General features: G+C 63.8%; 17 protein-coding genes and 1 pseudogene. 8 read left to right on the top strand and 10 right to left on the bottom strand.

From position 1 onward, the window contains the following. Positions 1-35: 35 nt before the first annotated feature. A complete protein-coding gene (locus tag DVDV_RS07065) occupies positions 36-1214 on the bottom strand; it encodes a BMP family protein (RefSeq protein WP_075353995.1) in 1179 nt (392 codons plus the stop codon). Positions 1215-1560: 346 nt separating this feature from the next. Here DVDV_RS07065 and DVDV_RS07060 point away from each other — a divergent pair, with 346 nt between their 5' ends. From DVDV_RS07060 to DVDV_RS07050, 3 genes and pseudogenes are all read left to right on the top strand, one after another. Continuing rightward, positions 1561-3543, top strand: a complete 1983-nt coding sequence (locus tag DVDV_RS07060) for a sulfotransferase (protein WP_075353994.1) — start codon at positions 1561-1563, stop codon at positions 3541-3543. Positions 3544-3599: 56 nt separating this feature from the next. Next, on the top strand, positions 3600-4439 hold the full coding sequence (locus DVDV_RS07055) for an FkbM family methyltransferase (RefSeq protein WP_075353993.1): 840 nt from the start codon (positions 3600-3602) through the stop codon (positions 4437-4439). Positions 4440-4595: 156 nt separating this feature from the next. After that, a pseudogene (locus DVDV_RS07050) lies at positions 4596-5350 on the top strand (N-acyl homoserine lactonase family protein). 41 nt (positions 5351-5391) lie between these two features. Here DVDV_RS07050 and DVDV_RS07045 read toward each other — a convergent pair. The 3 genes from DVDV_RS07045 to DVDV_RS07035 all read right to left on the bottom strand — a co-directional run bounded on the left by DVDV_RS07045 (position 5392) and on the right by DVDV_RS07035 (position 7961). Further along, the gene (locus DVDV_RS07045; protein WP_075353992.1) at positions 5392-6717 is read right to left on the bottom strand and encodes a HAMP domain-containing sensor histidine kinase; all 1326 of its coding nucleotides are present in this window, start codon (positions 6715-6717) and stop codon (positions 5392-5394) included. Then, positions 6710-7417, bottom strand: a complete 708-nt coding sequence (locus DVDV_RS07040) for a response regulator (RefSeq protein ID WP_075353991.1) — start codon at positions 7415-7417, stop codon at positions 6710-6712. Before DVDV_RS07040 ends, DVDV_RS07045 begins: the two co-directional genes overlap by 8 nt. A gap of 88 nt (positions 7418-7505) precedes the next feature. Next, positions 7506-7961, bottom strand: coding sequence for a hypothetical protein (locus tag DVDV_RS07035; RefSeq protein ID WP_075353990.1), 456 nt, complete (start codon positions 7959-7961; stop codon positions 7506-7508). 228 nt (positions 7962-8189) lie between these two features. Between DVDV_RS07035 and DVDV_RS07030 the strand changes: the two genes are divergently transcribed. Further along, a complete protein-coding gene (locus DVDV_RS07030; RefSeq protein ID WP_075353989.1) occupies positions 8190-8567 on the top strand; it encodes a hypothetical protein in 378 nt (125 codons plus the stop codon). 202 nt (positions 8568-8769) lie between these two features. Here the strand turns inward: DVDV_RS07030 and queC are convergent, their stop codons facing one another. The 3 genes from queC to DVDV_RS07015 are packed head-to-tail and all read right to left on the bottom strand — an operon-like array spanning position 8770 to position 10491. Continuing rightward, a complete protein-coding gene (gene queC / locus DVDV_RS07025) occupies positions 8770-9477 on the bottom strand; it encodes a 7-cyano-7-deazaguanine synthase QueC (protein ID WP_075353988.1) in 708 nt (235 codons plus the stop codon). Positions 9478-9487: 10 nt separating this feature from the next. Further along, on the bottom strand, positions 9488-10120 hold the full coding sequence (locus DVDV_RS07020; RefSeq protein ID WP_075353987.1) for a radical SAM protein: 633 nt from the start codon (positions 10118-10120) through the stop codon (positions 9488-9490). Then, a complete protein-coding gene (locus DVDV_RS07015; protein WP_075353986.1) occupies positions 10114-10491 on the bottom strand; it encodes a 6-carboxytetrahydropterin synthase in 378 nt (125 codons plus the stop codon). Before DVDV_RS07015 ends, DVDV_RS07020 begins: the two co-directional genes overlap by 7 nt. A gap of 106 nt (positions 10492-10597) precedes the next feature. On the opposite strand from DVDV_RS07015, the gene queF reads away from it, so the two are divergent. Continuing rightward, positions 10598-11023, top strand: coding sequence for a preQ(1) synthase (queF, locus tag DVDV_RS07010; RefSeq protein WP_075353985.1), 426 nt, complete (start codon positions 10598-10600; stop codon positions 11021-11023). Here queF and DVDV_RS07005 read toward each other — a convergent pair. Next, complete coding sequence (locus tag DVDV_RS07005; RefSeq protein ID WP_254845293.1) at positions 11020-11937, bottom strand: YihY/virulence factor BrkB family protein; 918 nt, start codon at positions 11935-11937, stop codon at positions 11020-11022. The two genes, queF and DVDV_RS07005, sit on opposite strands and share 4 nt — an antisense overlap. A 184-nt stretch (positions 11938-12121) precedes the next feature. After that, positions 12122-12820 (bottom strand): phosphatase PAP2 family protein, encoded by a 699-nt coding sequence (locus tag DVDV_RS07000; protein ID WP_075353983.1) that lies wholly within the window; start codon positions 12818-12820, stop codon positions 12122-12124. Positions 12821-13166: 346 nt separating this feature from the next. Between DVDV_RS07000 and DVDV_RS22700 the strand changes: the two genes are divergently transcribed. Continuing rightward, positions 13167-13331 carry a hypothetical protein gene (locus tag DVDV_RS22700; protein ID WP_175577075.1) on the top strand — a complete coding sequence of 55 codons (165 nt, stop codon included), beginning with the start codon at positions 13167-13169 and terminating at the stop codon, positions 13329-13331. A gap of 98 nt (positions 13332-13429) precedes the next feature. After that, positions 13430-13642, top strand: coding sequence for a hypothetical protein (locus tag DVDV_RS06995; RefSeq protein ID WP_075353982.1), 213 nt, complete (start codon positions 13430-13432; stop codon positions 13640-13642). 45 nt (positions 13643-13687) lie between these two features. Here the strand turns inward: DVDV_RS06995 and DVDV_RS06990 are convergent, their stop codons facing one another. Continuing rightward, a complete protein-coding gene (locus DVDV_RS06990) occupies positions 13688-14743 on the bottom strand; it encodes a hypothetical protein (protein WP_075353981.1) in 1056 nt (351 codons plus the stop codon). Between the two features lie 233 nt (positions 14744-14976). On the opposite strand from DVDV_RS06990, the gene uvrA reads away from it, so the two are divergent. After that, positions 14977-17733, top strand: a complete 2757-nt coding sequence (gene uvrA, locus DVDV_RS06985; RefSeq protein WP_075353980.1) for an excinuclease ABC subunit UvrA — start codon at positions 14977-14979, stop codon at positions 17731-17733. Positions 17734-17758: the final 25 nt, after the last annotated feature.

Raw genomic sequence — 17758 nt, 5'->3', positions numbered from 1 at the left:
GTCCAGTGGGGCCGGTAGCCTCAGGCCAGCCGGCTTTACCGGGAAGCGCCGGCCCCTTCCATGCCGCGCAGGAGCTGCGGGCAAAACCACAGTTCCCGGTCGGTGGGTGTGCGGCCGGGCGCGACAAAAACCGACCCGTCCTGGTAGGCCAGGGGTCCGGCATAGAGATCGAGCCGGCCCGAACCCAGTTCGGCCGTGAACTGGTCCAGGGCCTTTTGGATTACCGGCGAAAGCGCCTGTCCGGGCATGAACCCGACAGGACTGGCGTCGGGATCGTTTAGGGCCGCAAAATTCGGGGACAACCAGGCAAAGGCCGGCTTGTAGCCCCCGGCGGCCACGGCCCTGGCAACGTCCAGGAGCGGCGGACCCCAGTTGAAATAGGGCACGCCCAGACAGACCTCGGGCGCGCCCTGGCAGGCCGACTTGTACATGTACGGCAGGGCCCGGACCTTGGCCCCGGCCTTGTGGCGGGCAGCGGCGACGCTTAAGGCCTCCGGGGTGTCGAGGCCGGAGATGATGACGTCGTAACCCTGGTCAACAAGCGAGCCGGCCACCTGATTGGGATCGGAGGTCACGCCGGGGATGTTGAACCAGAAGCCGATCCAGTTGACCTTGAAGGCCAGATCTTCGGCCTTCCTGCCCCGCACAGCGACCCAGGCATGGCGGGCGCCAAGATAGGCGGCATTGGCCACGCGACGAGTCTCGTCGTTCACCAGCGGCCCGAGGTAGCCGATTTTGCCGGTTTTTGTGGTCATGGCTGCGACAAAGCCGGCCATCATCTTGGCGTATTCCATTTTCAAAAAAAGGTTGCCCAAATTTTTCGGAGCCGTGCCGGTCAGCACCTCGTCGCCGGAAACGTGGAGAAACGTCAGGCCCGGATGCTGCTCGGCCGCTTCGTGGATGCCGTCCTTCATGTCGTCGGAACCGGCGATGATGAGCCGTGCCCCCTTGGCCGCCAGATCATCCACGATTTGCGCAATGGTGACGCCGGGCCGATCGGCCGGATTGACCTTGTCGAGACAAAGCATTTTTGCGCCCGGCAGATGGGCCTCGACATATTTGCCACCCTCATACTGGGCCTGGCTGTAGCCTTTGTCGTTTAAGGGCCCAACAAGTAGCAAACCGAACACCAGCGGTTTGTCGGCAGCCAGAGAGCCGGTGGCCAGCACAAGGCAAAGGACCGGGACCAGCATGAGCAGCCGGGCATGGTTCATGAGACTATCCTTTGGGATTCGTTTCCGAAGTATTGCATTTTCCCGCGTCATTCTCCAGCCCGAGAACAGACCAAAAAGTCCTGCATCTGGTCATTGACCATTGCCGCTGCAAAAGCCCAGACATCTCCCTTGCCGGTGTCATGAGGCCCAATGATTGCGCTTGAAGCGTGATGACGGCCGGGGCACACTGCGGGGTGACCACGCCGGGCGTCGTCATTCGATTTGGCAGTTAGCGCCGGCGCGATTGGTCGTTGAACATGACGGGGCATCGATAAGCAGCCCCCCCTCTTTCTGCTTTTGGCATATGATTTGCATAATAATTCCGGAGATTTCAAGGAGACCACGTATGCAAATGAAGCGATTCAAGGCACCCTACCTCAAGTCCGGGAGTATCGACGATGCCAGGGTCTACATGGACAATGAGTGTTGGAGCGAGGCCTGCTGGATACTCCGTTCGTCGCTGGAGGCCGACTCGGGCAAATCCGAGGCCTGGCTGTTGCTGGCTGAATGTTCGAAAAACCTGGGCAGAGGTGACGAAGCCCGGGAATACCTCTCTCGCGCACGCGGCGACCAGCCACCCGCAAACCAGCTTGGGCTCCCGGCGGCCGGGGGAGTATTCATCGGCGGCACAGGACGCTCGGGAACCAGTCTGTTACGCAGTGTCCTGGGCAGCCACCCCCGCATGGCCAACGTCGGCGGCGAGACAAAATGCATTAACGACGAACAATTCCGCCTTGCCCCCTACTGGTTCCACAGCATTCCGCAACATCGACGCAAAGAGGCCCTCGCGACGCTCAAGTCCCTCTGGCGTAATAGGTTCTACTGCTATGTCCAGGACGAGCAGGCGTCGCCTACCGATGACAGGCGCCGGGGGTTCTGTCTTTGGCTGGAGCCTGAGACCCTGGACACCGAACTCGCCAGACTCGACGCGCTCCTGGATGTGGACAACCTGCACGAGATCGAAACAATCTGGGGCGGGCTCTACGCAGCGCTCTTCGCCGGACGCGCGCAAGGGGCGGGCCGGGAATTTTGGGTGGAGAAGACACCCAACAACGCGTATTATTCCCGTTTCCTCCATAGTTGGATTCCGGGCGCGCGGCTGGTGAACATCGTGCGCGACGGCCGCGATGTCGCATGCTCTATGTGCAATGTAAGCTGGGGACAGAAGGATTTGGCCAAGAGCTTGGACTGGTGGGCTGTCGGCATAGCCAACTCTTTCGTTGCGCTGCAAACCCTGCCCTCGTCCTGGAGTCTGACCATTCGCTATGAAGATTTGGTGACAGCCCCTGACGAGATCTTGGCCAGGGTGGCTGCCTTTTGCGGCGTGGAGCAGGCCTTCCCGCTGGAAATGTTCTCCACTTCGGTGGGACGCTGGAAATCTTCCATGCCCCCGGCAATTCAAGAATATGCACTGTCAAAGTATGCGCCGCTCCTTAAGGCTTGTGGCTACGAGATTCGCTGCTATGAAAATGACGCCGCAAGCAAAGAGGCTAAAACGGACGGCAATTTCGAGATGAAAAAGATAAGCGACGGCATCCGCTATGTGCAGGATATGCTGTCTCCCCTGCTGGAAAAAAAGCGCAACGTACGCCTGAGCGAACTGGCCGTCGGGGATCAGAGTTTTGCCTTGCGCCACGACGTGGATAGCTCCATAGATACTTCTCTGCAAATGGCCCAACTTGAATACAAGAATAATATTGTTTCAACCTATTTCCTGCTTCCCCCCAGTCCCTACTACTGCCCGGGAAATTATTACGGACATTTCGATGGACACAAGCTGATTCGAAATTCCAAGATGCTCGAGCATGCAAAATTCCTCGTGGACAAGGGACACGACGTCGGGCTTCATAACAACATAGCCGAACTGGCTGCATTTATGGGCATGGACTTGCGCGAGACACTTACCGATGAGATAGAATATTTTAAGACACATGGAATAAATCTTGTGGGGACCTCAGGACATGGCAGCCAATTTTACCGTGACCATGATTTCGTGAGTTACGAAATATTCAGCGAAGCTCTGGTCAAGCCTGGGGCCGATCGCGGTAGAACAATTGTAGTCAATGGAGCTCCTATTCAATTGCATTCGCTTCACTTATCCGATTTTGGCCTGGGTTACGAGGCGTATAATCTGCCTCATGATCACTATCTGACTGATTCTGAGCAGAAATGGAACGGCTCTGTCATTGCACAGTCCAGGCATCCCAACCTGAACGAGTATCCCCTGTCGGAGCTGCTTGCGGCCTACGGCGAGGCCATGGCCGAAGCTGCCAATCAGAATGGTTCCATACAGATTCTCATTCATCCCGAACACTGGATGATTGGATGAGCCGACTTGGCGGCGAAGCGTTTTAAAGACCCGAAACATTGTCAAGGAGAGGGCGGATGAACCAGACGCAGGCAGCAGTCGGGCAAAAACGCAAAGAGGCGGCTGCCCAGCCGCAAGCCGGACTGACCAGAAGCGGAGTGCCCTTCATTGTTTATGATGGCCTCATTTTTCACGGCATGCCTGTAAAAGGGGCGTTTCCCCCAAAGGGCCTTTCGGACCGTAAAGCGGAGGAACTGCAGCAGGCTTTCGCCCAAATCCTGACGGATATCTCCTTCCGCTATGAATTCAAACGCGGCGTCGTGCCTCACAAGCACTGCGACATCCTTCCCGGCGATGCGATCATGGAGGCAGGCGCCTTTCTGGGGTATTACTCCATGTACTTTGCGCGTCGGGTCGGCCCGCTGGGCAAGGTCTTTTCAGTGGAGTTCCATCCCGGAGCCTACAGAATTTTGAAACGGAATTTCCTCGCCAACTTCCCGGAGACCGCTACCGCCATCCACAAGGGTGTCTTCAACACGACCGGCACACAGAAGGCCTTTCTTTTCCGCAACCAGGCCAACAGCTTCCGTGAGGACGTTATCCTTGACGTGTGCAAGGCCTCTCCGGGAGATTATCAGGAAGTCGACGTGCCCGTGGACACGCTTGCCAACATCCTGGCCCAGTGCGGTTTCCCTCGGCTCAAGTTGTTGACCATCCAGGTCAACGGCTCGGAACTTGAGGCGCTGGAAGGTCTCGACGGCACCGAGCATCTGGTGGAGAATATTTTCGTGGCGGCGCCCTACGGCAAGGACGGCAGGGAAAATAACGTGGCGCCGGCAATGGCCATGCTGGAAAAATACAACTTTACGATCCAGATTGAAAACAGGACCGGCATCTACGCAAAATCCGCACGTTAAAGCGTGCCCCATTGTCGCAGCTCCGGCTCCCATCCCCTTGTCTTTCCACGCTTCCTGCTTATCTTTTTGCCGGTGCGGGCTGACAGAGCCAGCCACGCCGCCGCCCGGAACTCCGGGCGGCGGCGTTTTCCCAAACGTATCCGCCGGAGGTTTCGCGTGGCCGCGTTCGTGATCCATCCCATCGTCCTTGGCACCAAGGAATTCGACAAGGGCATGATGACCTATCAGTTCGATTATGGAACGCCCTACACCATTCCCATTTACGGCTGGTATCTGGAGGGCGGCGGCAAGCGGGTGCTGGTTGATACCGGAGAGATGCGGCCGGTGCAGTCGGCGGCCCGGGAGGCGGCCATTGGCGGGAAGATCCATACCCTGGATTCCGGGCTGGCCCAGTTTGGCCTGACCCCGGCGGACATCGACATCGTGGTGCATACCCATCTGCACAACGACCACTGCGAAAACGACGCCTTGTGCGAAAACGCGGTGTTTTATGCCCACGAGCAGGAACTCAGGCACATACGCGATCCGCATCCCCTGGATTTCCGCTACAACGAGGAATACGTCGAAGACGTCATCGAAGCCGGGCAGATGCAGGCCCTGACCGGTGATACAGCAATTCTGCCCGGTCTTCGCATGGTCCATACCCCGGCCCACACCGAGGGCGGCATGTCCGTCTTTGTGGACACCCCGGCCGGGCAGGCGGTCATCACCGGATTTTGCGTCATCCGGGAAAAACCTCTTTACCGCCCAAGGCCATAACGGCCCGGGAGATGGAGGTTATCCCGCCCGGCACCTGCGTGAATCCCTACGCGGCCTACGACATCCTGCGGCGCATCAAAACCGCAGCCGACATCGTCATCCCCCTGCACGAGCCGTCTTTCGCCACAGGCGCACCCATCGGGCGCATCTGACCGGCGTCGTGCGCCAACCGCCCGCGTCGCTTCCGTTCCGGCTAGTTCCGGGGCGGCGCGGGCTGTTGGCGGGGAATGGCCACAGTTACCGTGAGGCCGGCCCCCTGGACGCTTGAGGCCGTAATCCTGCCGCCGTGGGCCTGGACAATGGCCTGGCACAGGCTCAGGCCCAGGCCAAATCCACCGGTATCCCGGGTGCGCGAGGCGTCCACCCGGTAAAACGGTTCAAAAATATGGGGCAGGGCCTCGGCCGAGATACCCGGACCATGGTCGGCCACGGTCAGCACGATTCGTTCCCGCTCCCCGGCCAGGGTCACGGCAACCGGGGCATCGCCGGGCCGCGAATACTTGCAGGCGTTGTCCAGCAGGTTGCGCACCACCATGGCCAGCTTTTCGCCGTCGACCATGGCCACTACCGGCTCCCCGGGCAGGTCAACCGTCACCCCGGGTGTCCCCTCGACGTACCGCACGGCAACAGTCCCGACCAGCTCGGCCACGTCCACCGGGGCGGCGCCAACCGAGCGGACCTCGTGGCGCAGCCGGGCCGATTCGAGGATGGACACCACCATGACTTCCATGTCGTCCACATCCTCGCGCATGGCTTCGGCCCGCTCCCGGTCCGGCAGCAGTTCCAGGGCGAGTTTGAGGCGGGTGATCGGCGTTCGCAGCTCATGGCCGACGTCGATGAGCAGCCGTTTCTGGGCGCACAGTGTTGCCCGAAGGGCCAGGGTCATCTCATTGAATGTCCGGCTCAGCTCAAAAAGCTCCCCGCCGCACGTCTCGGGCACCCGGTGGTCGTAGGCTCCGTCGCGAACCGCCGCCGCCCCCTCCGACAGCCAGCGCACCGGCCGCAGCAGCCAGCGCATGAAACCATAGCCGGCCAACACCACCACCCAGGTCAGCGCCAGGGACAGGACGGCAAACAAGCGAAAGGAAGCCAGTTCGGCATCAGTGGGGAAACTGTCGAAAGTGATGGTGCTCCCGTCGGCAGCGGTCACCACCATGCGCCGGTGGCCGTGGACCACCCCGCCCGAAACGCCGTCGCCAAGGGGCCGGAGGCTTAAGTAGGCCTCGGGGAAATCCCCGGGCCGGCCAACACTCCAGCCCTGCTCCCCGCCAACCGTGACCCGAAGAGGCAGATCGGCGACCAGGGCTTCGGCCTTGGCCCTGTCCGGCGGACTCCCCACGGACTCGGCTAAAAACCGGGTATAGCGAACCATATTCCGGCTGTCGGCAGTGTCGGCCCGGCTGTGGAAGTGGATATAGAGCAGCCAGGTGCCACAGTTGATGACCACCACCATGCACAGCATGACCAGACCCAGACGGGTAAAAACCGACCGCAGGTGGCGGCGCAGGAAATCAAGCATGATCGTCCGCCTTGGCAATAAAAACATAGCCCGCGCCGCGCACGGTCTTGATAAAGGTGGGCGCTTTGGCGTCGTCGCCGAGCTTCTGGCGCAGCCGGCTCATGGCGATGTCGATTGAGCGGTTGTAGACGTCGCTTTCAAGCCCCCGCAACTCGCGAAGGAGCGCGTCACGGTCGAGCACCCGGCCGGCGCTCCCGGCCAAAAGGGACAAGGCCTCGAATTCCGTGGTGGTCAGCCCCAGGGGAACTTCGTCGAGAAAGGCCTCCCTGGCCCCCCGGTCCACCCGCAGTCGGCCAAAGGACAGACTCTCGCCGGCGGGCTGCGCCTGGGCCGGTTCGCCCCGGCGCAGCACCGCCTGGATGCGGGCCACCAGTTCGCGCGGCTCAAAGGGCTTGGGGACGTAATCGTCGGCCCCGATTTCCAGCCCGGCCACCCGGTCGGCCACATCGGTGCGGGCGGTCAGCATGATGATGGGCGTTGCCCCGCGCCGGCGGATTTCCCGGCAGGCTTCGAAGCCGTCGATGTCGGGCAGCATGAGGTCGAGGATGACCAGGGCCGGGGCAAAGGCCTCCAGGGCGTCAAGCCCCTCCCGGGCGTGGCCAACGGCTTTGACCTCAAAGCCGAAGGTGGCCAGATACTCGCGCAGGAGATCCTGGAGCCGCCTGTCGTCCTCAATAACCAGAATGCGTTTGGTGCCCATGGCGTCTCCCTGCCGGCCGGCTGGCCGTGGATGGTCGGGTTTGCGGCAGACTGTAAAAGCACCGGCCATGGTTGTGAACCGAAATCGGTCACGGCAACAGCGCCTGACGCACCAGCCAGCCGCCCCGGCCCTGGCGCACGAGCCCGGCCAGACGCTGGCGCTGGACCGGGGTCAGGACGGCGTGAAAGGCCAGAAACCGGTCCCGGGCCAGGACATAGGCCCGCTCGGCCAGCCCCCGCTTTTCAGCATACAGATCGTTTAGGGACTCCCGGCCAAACCCGGGGTCAACCAGGGCCTCGGCCAGGGCGTGGCAGAGCACGGCATTGCCGGTGGCCAGGGCCGAGACGTCGTCGTGCTGCAGGGCCAGGGAAAAGCCGAGCATCTGGCGCTGCTGCACAGACAATTCCAGTTCGCTTCGGGCCAGACGCAAGGCGGCCTGGGTGGCCAGCGGCTCGCCCGGCCGGGCAGCCTCTTCCAGAAACAGCTGCAAGCTGAGGCCAAACCCGGCCAGAACCACGATCCACAAAACAACTGTCCAGTACATGGCGCACCTCCGCACGGTAGCGGCCGGGAAAACCGGCCAAACCTGCCCTGAGGATTTACCCCGCGGACCCATCCCCGGCTTTTCCGGCCGGAAACGGTTTGTAACAAAATGTGTCGGCCCGGACGCAACAGTCTGTTACAATCCGTTGCCTCCCGGAGACGCATGGCGGCGGCCGTTTTGGCATTGTCCGGCCGCGGTCGAAACCGTCGCCGCACAAGGAGACGCATCATGGAACAAACGCCCGTCACCCAGGAAATTCTCGACGCCTTCCACCTCATGTGGGATCTCCACCCCGGACCGGCCATGCTGGTGCGGGCCAACCGCGAAATTGTGGCCGTCAACGCGACTGGCAAGGAACTGGGCATCCCCGAAGGCATCAAGTGCTTCACCCTGGCCGGCTGCGAAAGCGTGTGCAAGCACTGCAAGGGCAACGCCGCCCTGGCCGACGGAAAAGCCAAGCGCTCCGGGTCCTATTCCGAGCGGCTCGGCGGATATCTGGACGGCTACTGGACGCCCCTGGCCGGCGTTCCCGGCCTGTACCTCCACTACGGCAACAATATCTCCGAATACGTCCGCCCCGAGCTTCTGGCCCCGACGGCCGACTGAATCGGGCTCGCTCCAGAGAAAAAAAGGCCGGCCTCCCAACGGAGGCCGGCTTTTTTATGACGACGGACAGGCCGGCAACCGGATCGGCAGCGGCCACGCGGGCACCCCGGGCGAGGCGTTTCCTCCCGGCGCTGGCGGAAAACCAGGCTGGCAGCGGACGGGGACCGGCGGTCGCGGACGGTTGCCCGCCCGCTGCATCGGATCAGAGCCCTGGATGGTAGCGGGTGGGATCGGCCACGCCGGCTTCCTCGAAGCCCTTTTTGCGCAGCAGGCAGCTGTCGCAACGGCCGCAGGCCAGACCGGCAGGGTCGGGATCGTAGCAGGAATGGGTCAGGCCGTAGTCCACGCCAAGCCTCGTCCCCAGGCGCACGATTTCGGCCTTGGACAGCATTAGAAGCGGCGTGTGGATACGGATATGAAGCCGCCCTTCCACCGCTTCCTTGACGGCCAGATTGGCCATGGCCTCAAAGGCGGCCACAAACTCCGGCCGGCAGTCGGGATAGCCGGAATAGTCCAGGGCGTTGACGCCGATAAAGATGTCGCTGGCCCCCAGGACCTCGGCCCAGCCAAGGGCCATGGACAGGAAAATGGTGTTGCGGGCCGGCACGTAGGTGACCGGGATCTCGGACTCCATGGCGGCCGTGTCGCGGTCCTTGGGCACGTCGATGTCGGCGGTCAGGGCCGAACCGCCGATGGCCCCAAGGGGCAGGGGCAGGATCAGGTGGGCATGGGCCGCCATGGCCTTGGCCACGCGCCTGGCCGCCTCGATCTCGACGATGTGGCGCTGGCCGTAGGCAAAGCTCAGGGCACAGGGCAAAAAGCCCTGCTCCCGGGCCACGGCCAGACAGGTGGTGGAATCAAGGCCCCCGGAAAAAAGGACCACGGCTTTTTTCTGCGTGTCTGCGGTCATGGCCGCTCCCTCATACGCCCCGGGCATCGGGGCTCCAGATGTATTTGTGCAGTTGCAGGGACAACCGAGCGCGCACCCTGTCGGCCACCATCCAGGCGGCAAGCCTGGCCGGGTCCAGGCGGCCCGGAACAGGCGAGAAATGCACCATGTGCCCGGTCCAGACCCGGGCGGCAATCTCCCGGGCGAACTCGTAATCGGCCCGGTCGGTCAGGACGAACTTGACCTCGTCGCGAGGCCGCAACCGGTCCAGATTGGCGTAGTCGTTTCGCCTTTCCATGCCGCTGCCCGGACATTTGACGTCCATGACGGCCACGGCCCGGGCATCGAGTCCGCTGATGTCCAGGCTGCCGTTGGTCTCGACCAGCACGGTAAGGCCGGCGTCGGCCAGGGCAGCCACCAGGCCGGGTGTCTCAGGGGCGAGGAGCGGTTCGCCGCCGGTGATTTCGACCAGGGGCAGGTCCAGGCCGACCAGGGCGGCCACGGCGTCGGCCACGGCCATTTCGGCAAAAGAGTCGCCGGCATAAAGCGTGTCGCACCAGGAGCAGGCCAGATTGCAGCCGGACAGGCGCAAAAAACCGCACGGCCAGCCGGCAAAGCCCGACTCGCCCTGGATGCTGGCAAAAATCTCGTGGACTTTCAGCATGGGTCGTTACGGTAGGTGGCGGACAGGCCCTTGCTTTCCTCGACCCGCACCCGAAGGACGCGCACCCGGTCGTTACCAAGGCGGGCCTCAAGCCGGCCGAAAATCCAGGCGGCCAGGACCTCGGCTGTTGGCGGCGACAGTTCGGGATGGTCGTTTAAGCAGGCGTGGTCCAGGCCGGAAAAGGCCTCGTCCAGGGCGGCGCGCACGTCCATGAAATCGGCCACCATGCCGTCGACAAGGCGGCTGGCTCCAAGTTCGGCGACGACCTCGAAATTGTGGCCGTGCATGGCGGCGCACGGTCCGGGATGGTCGGGCAGGCGGTGGGCGGCGCTGAAGGATCCGGAAACGGCAATGGTGTAAAGCGGGGCCATAGGGGTCTCTCCCTGGTCATTGAACATCGGGGCCGGGAACGGTATGGAGGCGGGGCCTTTGTGTCAAGACAACCACGGCCCTACCCGGCCGTCAAGGAGACTCCCCATGTCGCACCCGGTTCCCAAAGATGACGTCAGCACGCTCAAAACCCTCGGCCAGGGCGCAACGGTCTACCCCCACACCGTATCGCCGGAGCTGATCGAAACCTTTCCCAACGCCTTTCCGGGCCGGCCCTATACCGTGACCTTTTCCAGCGACGAATTCACGAGCCTTTGCCCCAAAACCGGCCAGCCCGATTTCGGCACCATCTCCATCCGCTACATGCCCGATACGCTGTGCATCGAATCAAAGTCGCTCAAGCTGTATCTTTTCAGCTACCGCGACGAGGGCACCTTCATGGAGACCCTGACCAACCGCATTCTGGATGATCTCGTGGAGGCGGCCTCCCCCCTGGAAATGGAAGTGACCGGCGATTTCGCGGCCCGGGGCGGCATCACCATCTCGGTGACGGCAACCTACCAAAAAAGTTAAGCGCCCGGCCCACTTCGCCCGGTGCGGCGGCCGGAGCGCAGCCGATCAAACCAGCCGGCCGGGGACAGCCGGCGGCGCAGGGCCGACGGGGCGTGGTCGCGCTGCCACACATGCAGGAACCACGCCCCCATAAGCACCAGCCAGGCGTTGTAATCTAGCCAGAGCAAAAAGAGCACCGCGCCGCTTAACGACCCGTAGACCAGCTCATAGCGGGGCAGGACCGCCACCAGTTCGGCAAAGGTCAGACTCACCCCCCAGCCGGCCACGGCCAGCCCGGCCGAGACCCCGGCAATGGCCCGCAGCGGCCGCCGGCCCGGCAAAAAGAGCAGATAGGCCGCGGCAAAGATGCCGGTCAGGCAGCCCACGCCCCACAGCGCCGACCACTGGCGCAACAGGCTGCCCTGGGGCTCCAGGCGGGGCAGATAGGCCAGATACATGGCCGCCGTGACCGCACCCACAAAGAGCACCCCGGCCACTGCGCCCCACAGGGCAGCAAAGGCGCGCCCGAGCAGGGAGCGGCCCGGCAGCGGCGACTCGCGCCACGGCCGGGCCAAAGCCCGTCGCAACGCGCCGAGAAACAGCCACGACGACCACAGAATAAACAGCGCGCTCTCCAGGGAAAATCCGGCCGAAGCCCACAACAGCCGCCGGGCCCGGGACACCAGAACCTCGTCGATATAGGGCGTGATGACGGCCAACTGGCGGCGAAGGGCCATCTGGCCGGTCCAGCTCTCGCCGGCCACGGCCCCGCACAGGGCCAGCATGGCAAAGAGCAGCGGCACGGAGGAGAGCAAGGCGTAAAAGGCCAGGGCCGCAGCCTGGGTCGGGCCGCCGGAACGGAAAAAGGCGCTGATCGCCTCGCCGCCCAGCCGGACCACCCCCCGCAGCCAGGCCGCCACGATCCGCCGCCGCACCACCGGCCGCCTCACGTCCGCCCGCCCCCGGCCAGACCAAGACCAGAGGCAACAACGGTCCGCACGCGCCCGGCAGATTCGATCCGGCGCGTGGCCTCAGGCCTCTGCATCACGGATTCCCCCGCACAGGTCTGCCTGGGCCGCTCAAGACGGTTGCCGCGGCTTCTCCCCAACGGGCGGCACACTACTGCGAGAGCCCCAGGGCCTGGCGCACTTCGGCCCTGGCCTTGGCATAGTCTTCGAGGAAGGTCGGAGACTGGAACAGGAAGGCGGCGATGACCGTGCCGGAGAGCCGTCCGGCCTCGACGTCGCTTGGGTAATGCACCCCGCCGATTTCGCGGTTGAGCCGGTAGCGCTCGGCCCGCTCGTAAATCTGCACCTGTTTTTCCGGAACCATGTTGGCCAGGACAATGGACATGACCGTGGCAAAGGTCGAGTGGCCGCTGGGGTAGGAGGCATTGCCGGGCTTGGGCACACAGGGCGTGATTGCCGGGTTGGTGGCATAGGGCCTTGGCCGGTCCCAGTGCTTCTTGGCCTGCCCCAGGATGGCGTCCCCGTTTTCCTTGACTGCCGTAAAAAAGGCTGCGGCCACGGGCACCCTGGCCGCCGTGAAGGTGTCGCCGACGACGTCGGCAAAGCGGAAAACGGAGCGCTCGGCATCGGCCTGGGCAAAAGCCTCCATGGCCGGCGTGCGCTCCTTTTGCAGGGTCGCCAGCAGGTCCATCTCCTGCTGTTGCCAGGCCGAATCCAAGGCAGGCGGCGGCGGCAGCAACCGGGCCAGATCAATCTGTTCCCGGGCGACGAACAGTGTCTCGCCGGACCAGCCGGCCTGGGGCAAAAGGAGCAGCAGGAGCAGCAGAAATGAACGGCTCAACTGGCGCATCGGGGATCCTCCAAGCGGTAACGGGTCATTGCAAGAACGCAGGCGGCCTGACAGACCAAATCGAGGGTCCTTATAGGATGCCTGCTGCCGGCTGTCACGGATTCGCATCGGGCCTGGCCCCGGGCCGGCAGCCAGAGAATCGGGGCGTTTTCCCGCTGCAATCCCAAGGGAGCAGCCTTTTCCACGCCCACGTCTAGGCCGGTAACCGGCAGGAGCGATCCGGCGACATGGTCACCAGGGCACAGGTGCAGATGGGACGAGGGGGCCCCGGAGCCTTTGCCGGAAGGGTTTGGCGGCTTGTGGAACGGATTCTGCAAGGCCTGCCCCATGCAGGGAGGTTTTGCCCATGTTCGCACAAAGCATCCATCTGGAATGTGTCAGTTTTTTTGAGCCGACCGAAGGCGTATGGCGGGAAGAAAACGTCAACGGACCGACAGACGACGAAACCCGCACCGGGCAAACAGACGAGGAAGAGGATTTCCTGTCATTTTGCCGGCGTTCGCTGCTCTAGCTGCATTGGCAGTTTGGGCCGTTGCCGCTATAAGGGTTGTGTCGCAGCCCCCTCGTGCCTTCTGCAAGGGTGGCTTGCGGCATAACCCTGGAGGACGCATGAAACGCCTGCTGTGCCTTCTGGCGCTCATTGCCTTTGCCGCCACGACCATGGGCTGTCCGGGGCCCCGACGCCACGCCCCGCCGCCGCCCGGAATGCCCGCGCCCGGCCAAGGCCCGCATCAGCCCGGAATGCCCGGACCCGGCCAAGGCCCGTACCAGCCCGGACAGGCCCCACCCGGTCCGTTCCAGCCGCCGGTTGCCCATCCCTGACCTTGCCCAAGGGCCGGTCTCCCCGGCCCTTGGCCTCACCCCGGTTCAGTCCGGCGTATAGCGCGGTAAAGCCGGGTCGCGCCGCGACACCAGGCGGTCAGCCAGCGTGCGGCAATAGCCGCAGACCCGGCATTGGCGCGAGCAATCAGCCGTGCGCGCAAAGAAATCCTCAGGCAGGGCTGCGTTGTCGCAGGTAAACCGATCCGACAAAATTTCCAGGGTATCGAGCAGCCACAGCAGGTTGCCGTCATACCGCCCGGCCAGATAGGCCGACACAATCGTCCGCAAATCCCTGGCCGTGCGGCTGCGCCCGCAGACCTTGACGAAATCCACCACTCCTTCCAGTCGTCCCACATCCTCGGGCCGGATAAACGGCGAGGCCAGCATCCGCCCCGGGTCTTCGGCGAAACGGCGCAGACAGCCCAGGTCGCGGTTGATGTCCGGCCCCACCCGGCAGGCCGCCAGCCGCGACAAGGCGATATGGGCGTCGTGGGCGGTTTTGTAGGGACAGGCATACAGACAGCCCTCGTTGGCCATCACCCCCACCCGTATCCCCGGCCACTGCCGGTGCAGCCCCTGGGTTATGGCGGCCAGATGGCCGGGCCGGCGGTTGCTGTCCCGGTCGAGGATCACCGACGGCGGCGGCCGAAAGCGGGTGGAGCCGGCTGCCTCGATGATGGCCGAGGCCCGCTCCAGGCTGTCCAGACGGAAATTGATGCTCGGTATGGCGCAAAGCGCCCCGGCCACCTCCGGGGAGGCGTCGGAAAGGGCCTGGAGCAGGTATTGATCGGCGTAGATGATGCCGGTCACGGCCCCGGCGGCCAGGTAGCCGTCAAGCAGCATGACCAGATCGCGCAGCCCGTCGCCAATAAGCAGATCCGGGGCATGGAAGGCTGCGTTTAACAGGCCCAGGCGCGGGATGTCGGGCAGGGCGGCCAGCCCGGCAGCCAGTTCCATGGGTGAGGGATCGGCCAGCCCCGGCAACCGGGCGTCCGGCGTCTCCGGGCCGAGCCGGAAATAGACGGCCTCCAGCGCACGGGCCTGCCCGGCCACCAGCGAGGCATAGGCCGCCTCGGGCACAAAGGGGACCTCAAAACGCATGGTCGCTCCTTTGCCGCTGCCGCGCGGGATGGCGACACCGGCAAATCCGACATAATGTAAACGACTGTTAACCGCAACACCACCGCCGCAATTTCCGCCTGAAAACACCGGGCAGACAGGAAGATACCAGTCTTTATCCTCTGCCCTGCCGGCCGCGTCTTGTCAAACGACCCTTGCCTTTCCGGACAGGGTCCTTATTTTGCCTCCTTGCCACGCAGACGTTTGGAGGCATGATGAGCGAAGCTCCCCGTATCCGCATTGAAGGTGCACGCCAGCACAATCTCAAAAACCTCACCCTGGACATTCCCCGCGACAAGCTGGTCGTGGTGTGCGGCCCTTCGGGGTCAGGCAAATCCACCCTGGCCTTCGACATCGTCTATGCCGAAGGGCAGCGACGCTACGTGGAATCGCTGTCGGCCTATGCCCGGCAATTCCTGCCCCAGATGGACAAGCCGCAGGTGGACAAGATCGAGGGCCTGTCTCCGGCCATCTCGCTGGAACAGCAGACTGCCACCCGCAACCCGCGCTCCACGGTCGGCACGGTCACGGAAATCTACGATTTCCTGCGCGTCTTTTTCGCCCGCCTGGGCAAGTCCCATTGTCCGGGCTGCGGCGAACCCATCACCGCCCGCACGGCCGATGAGATCATAAGCGACATCCTGGCCCTGCCCGAAGGCTCCAAACTGCTGCTGCTGGCCCCGCTGGTCGAATACCAGAAAGGGACCCACGCCGACCGGCTCAAAAAGCTCAAGGGCCAGGGTTTTGCCCGGGTGCGCATCGGCGGCGTGGTCGTGCCGCTTGAGCCATTGCCGGAACTGGAAAAAAACAAGCGCCACACCATCGATCTGGTGGTGGACCGGCTGGTGGTCAAGGACGGCATCCGCTCGCGCCTGTCCGACTCGGTGGAGCTGGCCCTGGCCCAGGGCGAGGGCCGGGTCTACGTGGCCGACCACGAAGGCAAGGCCAAGGACCGCATCTTTTCCACGGCCTCCTCCTGCCCCACCTGCAAAATCAGCGTGCCGCCGCCCTCGCCCCAGCTCTTTTCCTTCAACAGCCCGCAAGGGGCCTGCCCGGCCTGTTCGGGCCTGGGCACGGTGGACTATTTCGAGCCGGCGCTTTTAGCCCCCAACAAGGGCCTGTCCCTGGCCGAGGGAGGCATCCTGCCCTGGAAAAGCGAGCGGGCCCTGGCCCGCTACAGCAAGCGCCTGGAAGAGCTTGGCGTGCGCCACGGGTTTACGCTTCGCACCCGGCTGGCCGATTTTTCCGACCCAGCCCGGGAGGCGCTTTTTTACGGCGACAAGGCGTTTGGCTGGGAGGGCGTGGTCCGGCTGCTGGAAAAGGGGCAATCCTTTGGCACGGTCTGGCGCGACGAGCTGGCCCGCTACCGCCAGTCGCGCCCCTGCCCCACCTGCAACGGGGCGCGGCTGCGGCCGGAATCGCTGGCCGTGCGGGTGGCGGACCAGAACATCGCCCAATTCTGCGCCATGCCCATCGACCGGGCCTTGCCCTGGCTCTCGGGCCTGGATTTCACCGGTTCGGACGCGGTTATTGCCGAGCCGCTGTTAAAAGAGCTCAACCATCGCTTGAAGTTTCTGTCCGGCGTCGGCCTGGACTATCTGTCGCTGTCGCGCAACATGGCCACCCTGTCCGGCGGCGAGGCCCAGCGCATCCGGCTGGCCGGCCAGCTCGGTTCTGGTCTGGTCGGGGTCACGTATGTGCTCGATGAACCGAGCATCGGCCTGCATCCCCGGGACAACGACCGCCTGCTTGCCACCCTGCGCCAGCTCCAGGGCCGGGGCAACACGGTGCTCGTGGTCGAACACGACGAGGCCACCATCCGTAACGCCGATCATATCATCGAACTTGGCCCCGGCTCGGGACGCCTTGGCGGCGAAATTGTCTACCAGGGCGATGTGGCCGGCATGCTGGCCTCACCCACCTCGCTCACGGGCAAATACCTGCGCGGCGACGCCGTCTCCCCCCGGCCGGAAACCCGGCGGACCGGCAAGGGCAATCTTATCCTGCGCGGTGTGTCCACCAACAATCTGAAAAACATCGATGCCGTCATTCCGCTTGGCTGCCTGGTCTGCGTCACCGGCGTGTCGGGGTCGGGCAAAAGCTCTCTGATCATGGACACGCTCTACAAACACCTGGCCCTGGCCAAGGGCATCAAGGTGGACGCGCCCGGGGCCATTGCCGGCATCGAGGGGGCCGAACTGATCGAAAAGATCGTCAGCATCGACCAGACCCCCATCGGCCGCACCCCGCGCTCCAACCCGGCCACCTACACCAAGATTTTCGACGAGATCCGCAACATCTTCACCACCACCCCGGATGCCAAGCGGCGCGGCTTCAAGCCCGGGCGTTTCAGCTTCAACGTCAAGGGCGGGCGCTGCGAGGCCTGCGGCGGCGATGGGCAGATCCGGGTGGAAATGCATTTTCTGCCGGACATCTACGTCACCTGCGAGGTGTGCTCGGGCCTGCGCTACAACCGCGAAACCCTGGATGTGCGCTACAAGGGCTTAAACATCGCCGAAGTGCTGGATCTGACCGTGCGGCAGGCCCGGGAATTTTTTGAGAATTACCCGGTCCTCGACCGCCGCCTGCAGGTGCTTGAAGAGGTGGGGCTGGAATACCTGCACCTGGGCCAGCCGGCCACCACCCTGTCCGGCGGCGAGGCCCAGCGCATCAAGATTTCCCGGGAACTGGGCAAGCGCAGCCTGCCCGGGGCGCTTTACATCCTGGATGAGCCGACCACCGGCCTGCATATGCAGGAGGTGGGCAAGCTCATCACCGTCTTGCACCGGCTGGTGGACAAGGGGGCAAGCGTCCTGGTCATCGAGCACAACACCGACGTCGTGGCCGCTTCCGACCACGTCATCGATCTCGGCCCGGGCGGCGGCGAGGCTGGCGGGCGCATCGTGGCCCAGGGCACGCCCGAACAGCTCAAGGCCGACCCGAACTCGGTGACCGGACGGTTTCTGCCCTAGTGTCATGCCCCTTGAAAAAGGGCAT

The organism is Desulfovibrio sp. DV, assembly GCF_001936595.1.
GTDB lineage: Bacteria > Desulfobacterota > Desulfovibrionia > Desulfovibrionales > Desulfovibrionaceae > Solidesulfovibrio.
This window is presented reverse-complemented; position numbering and strand designations above follow the sequence as displayed.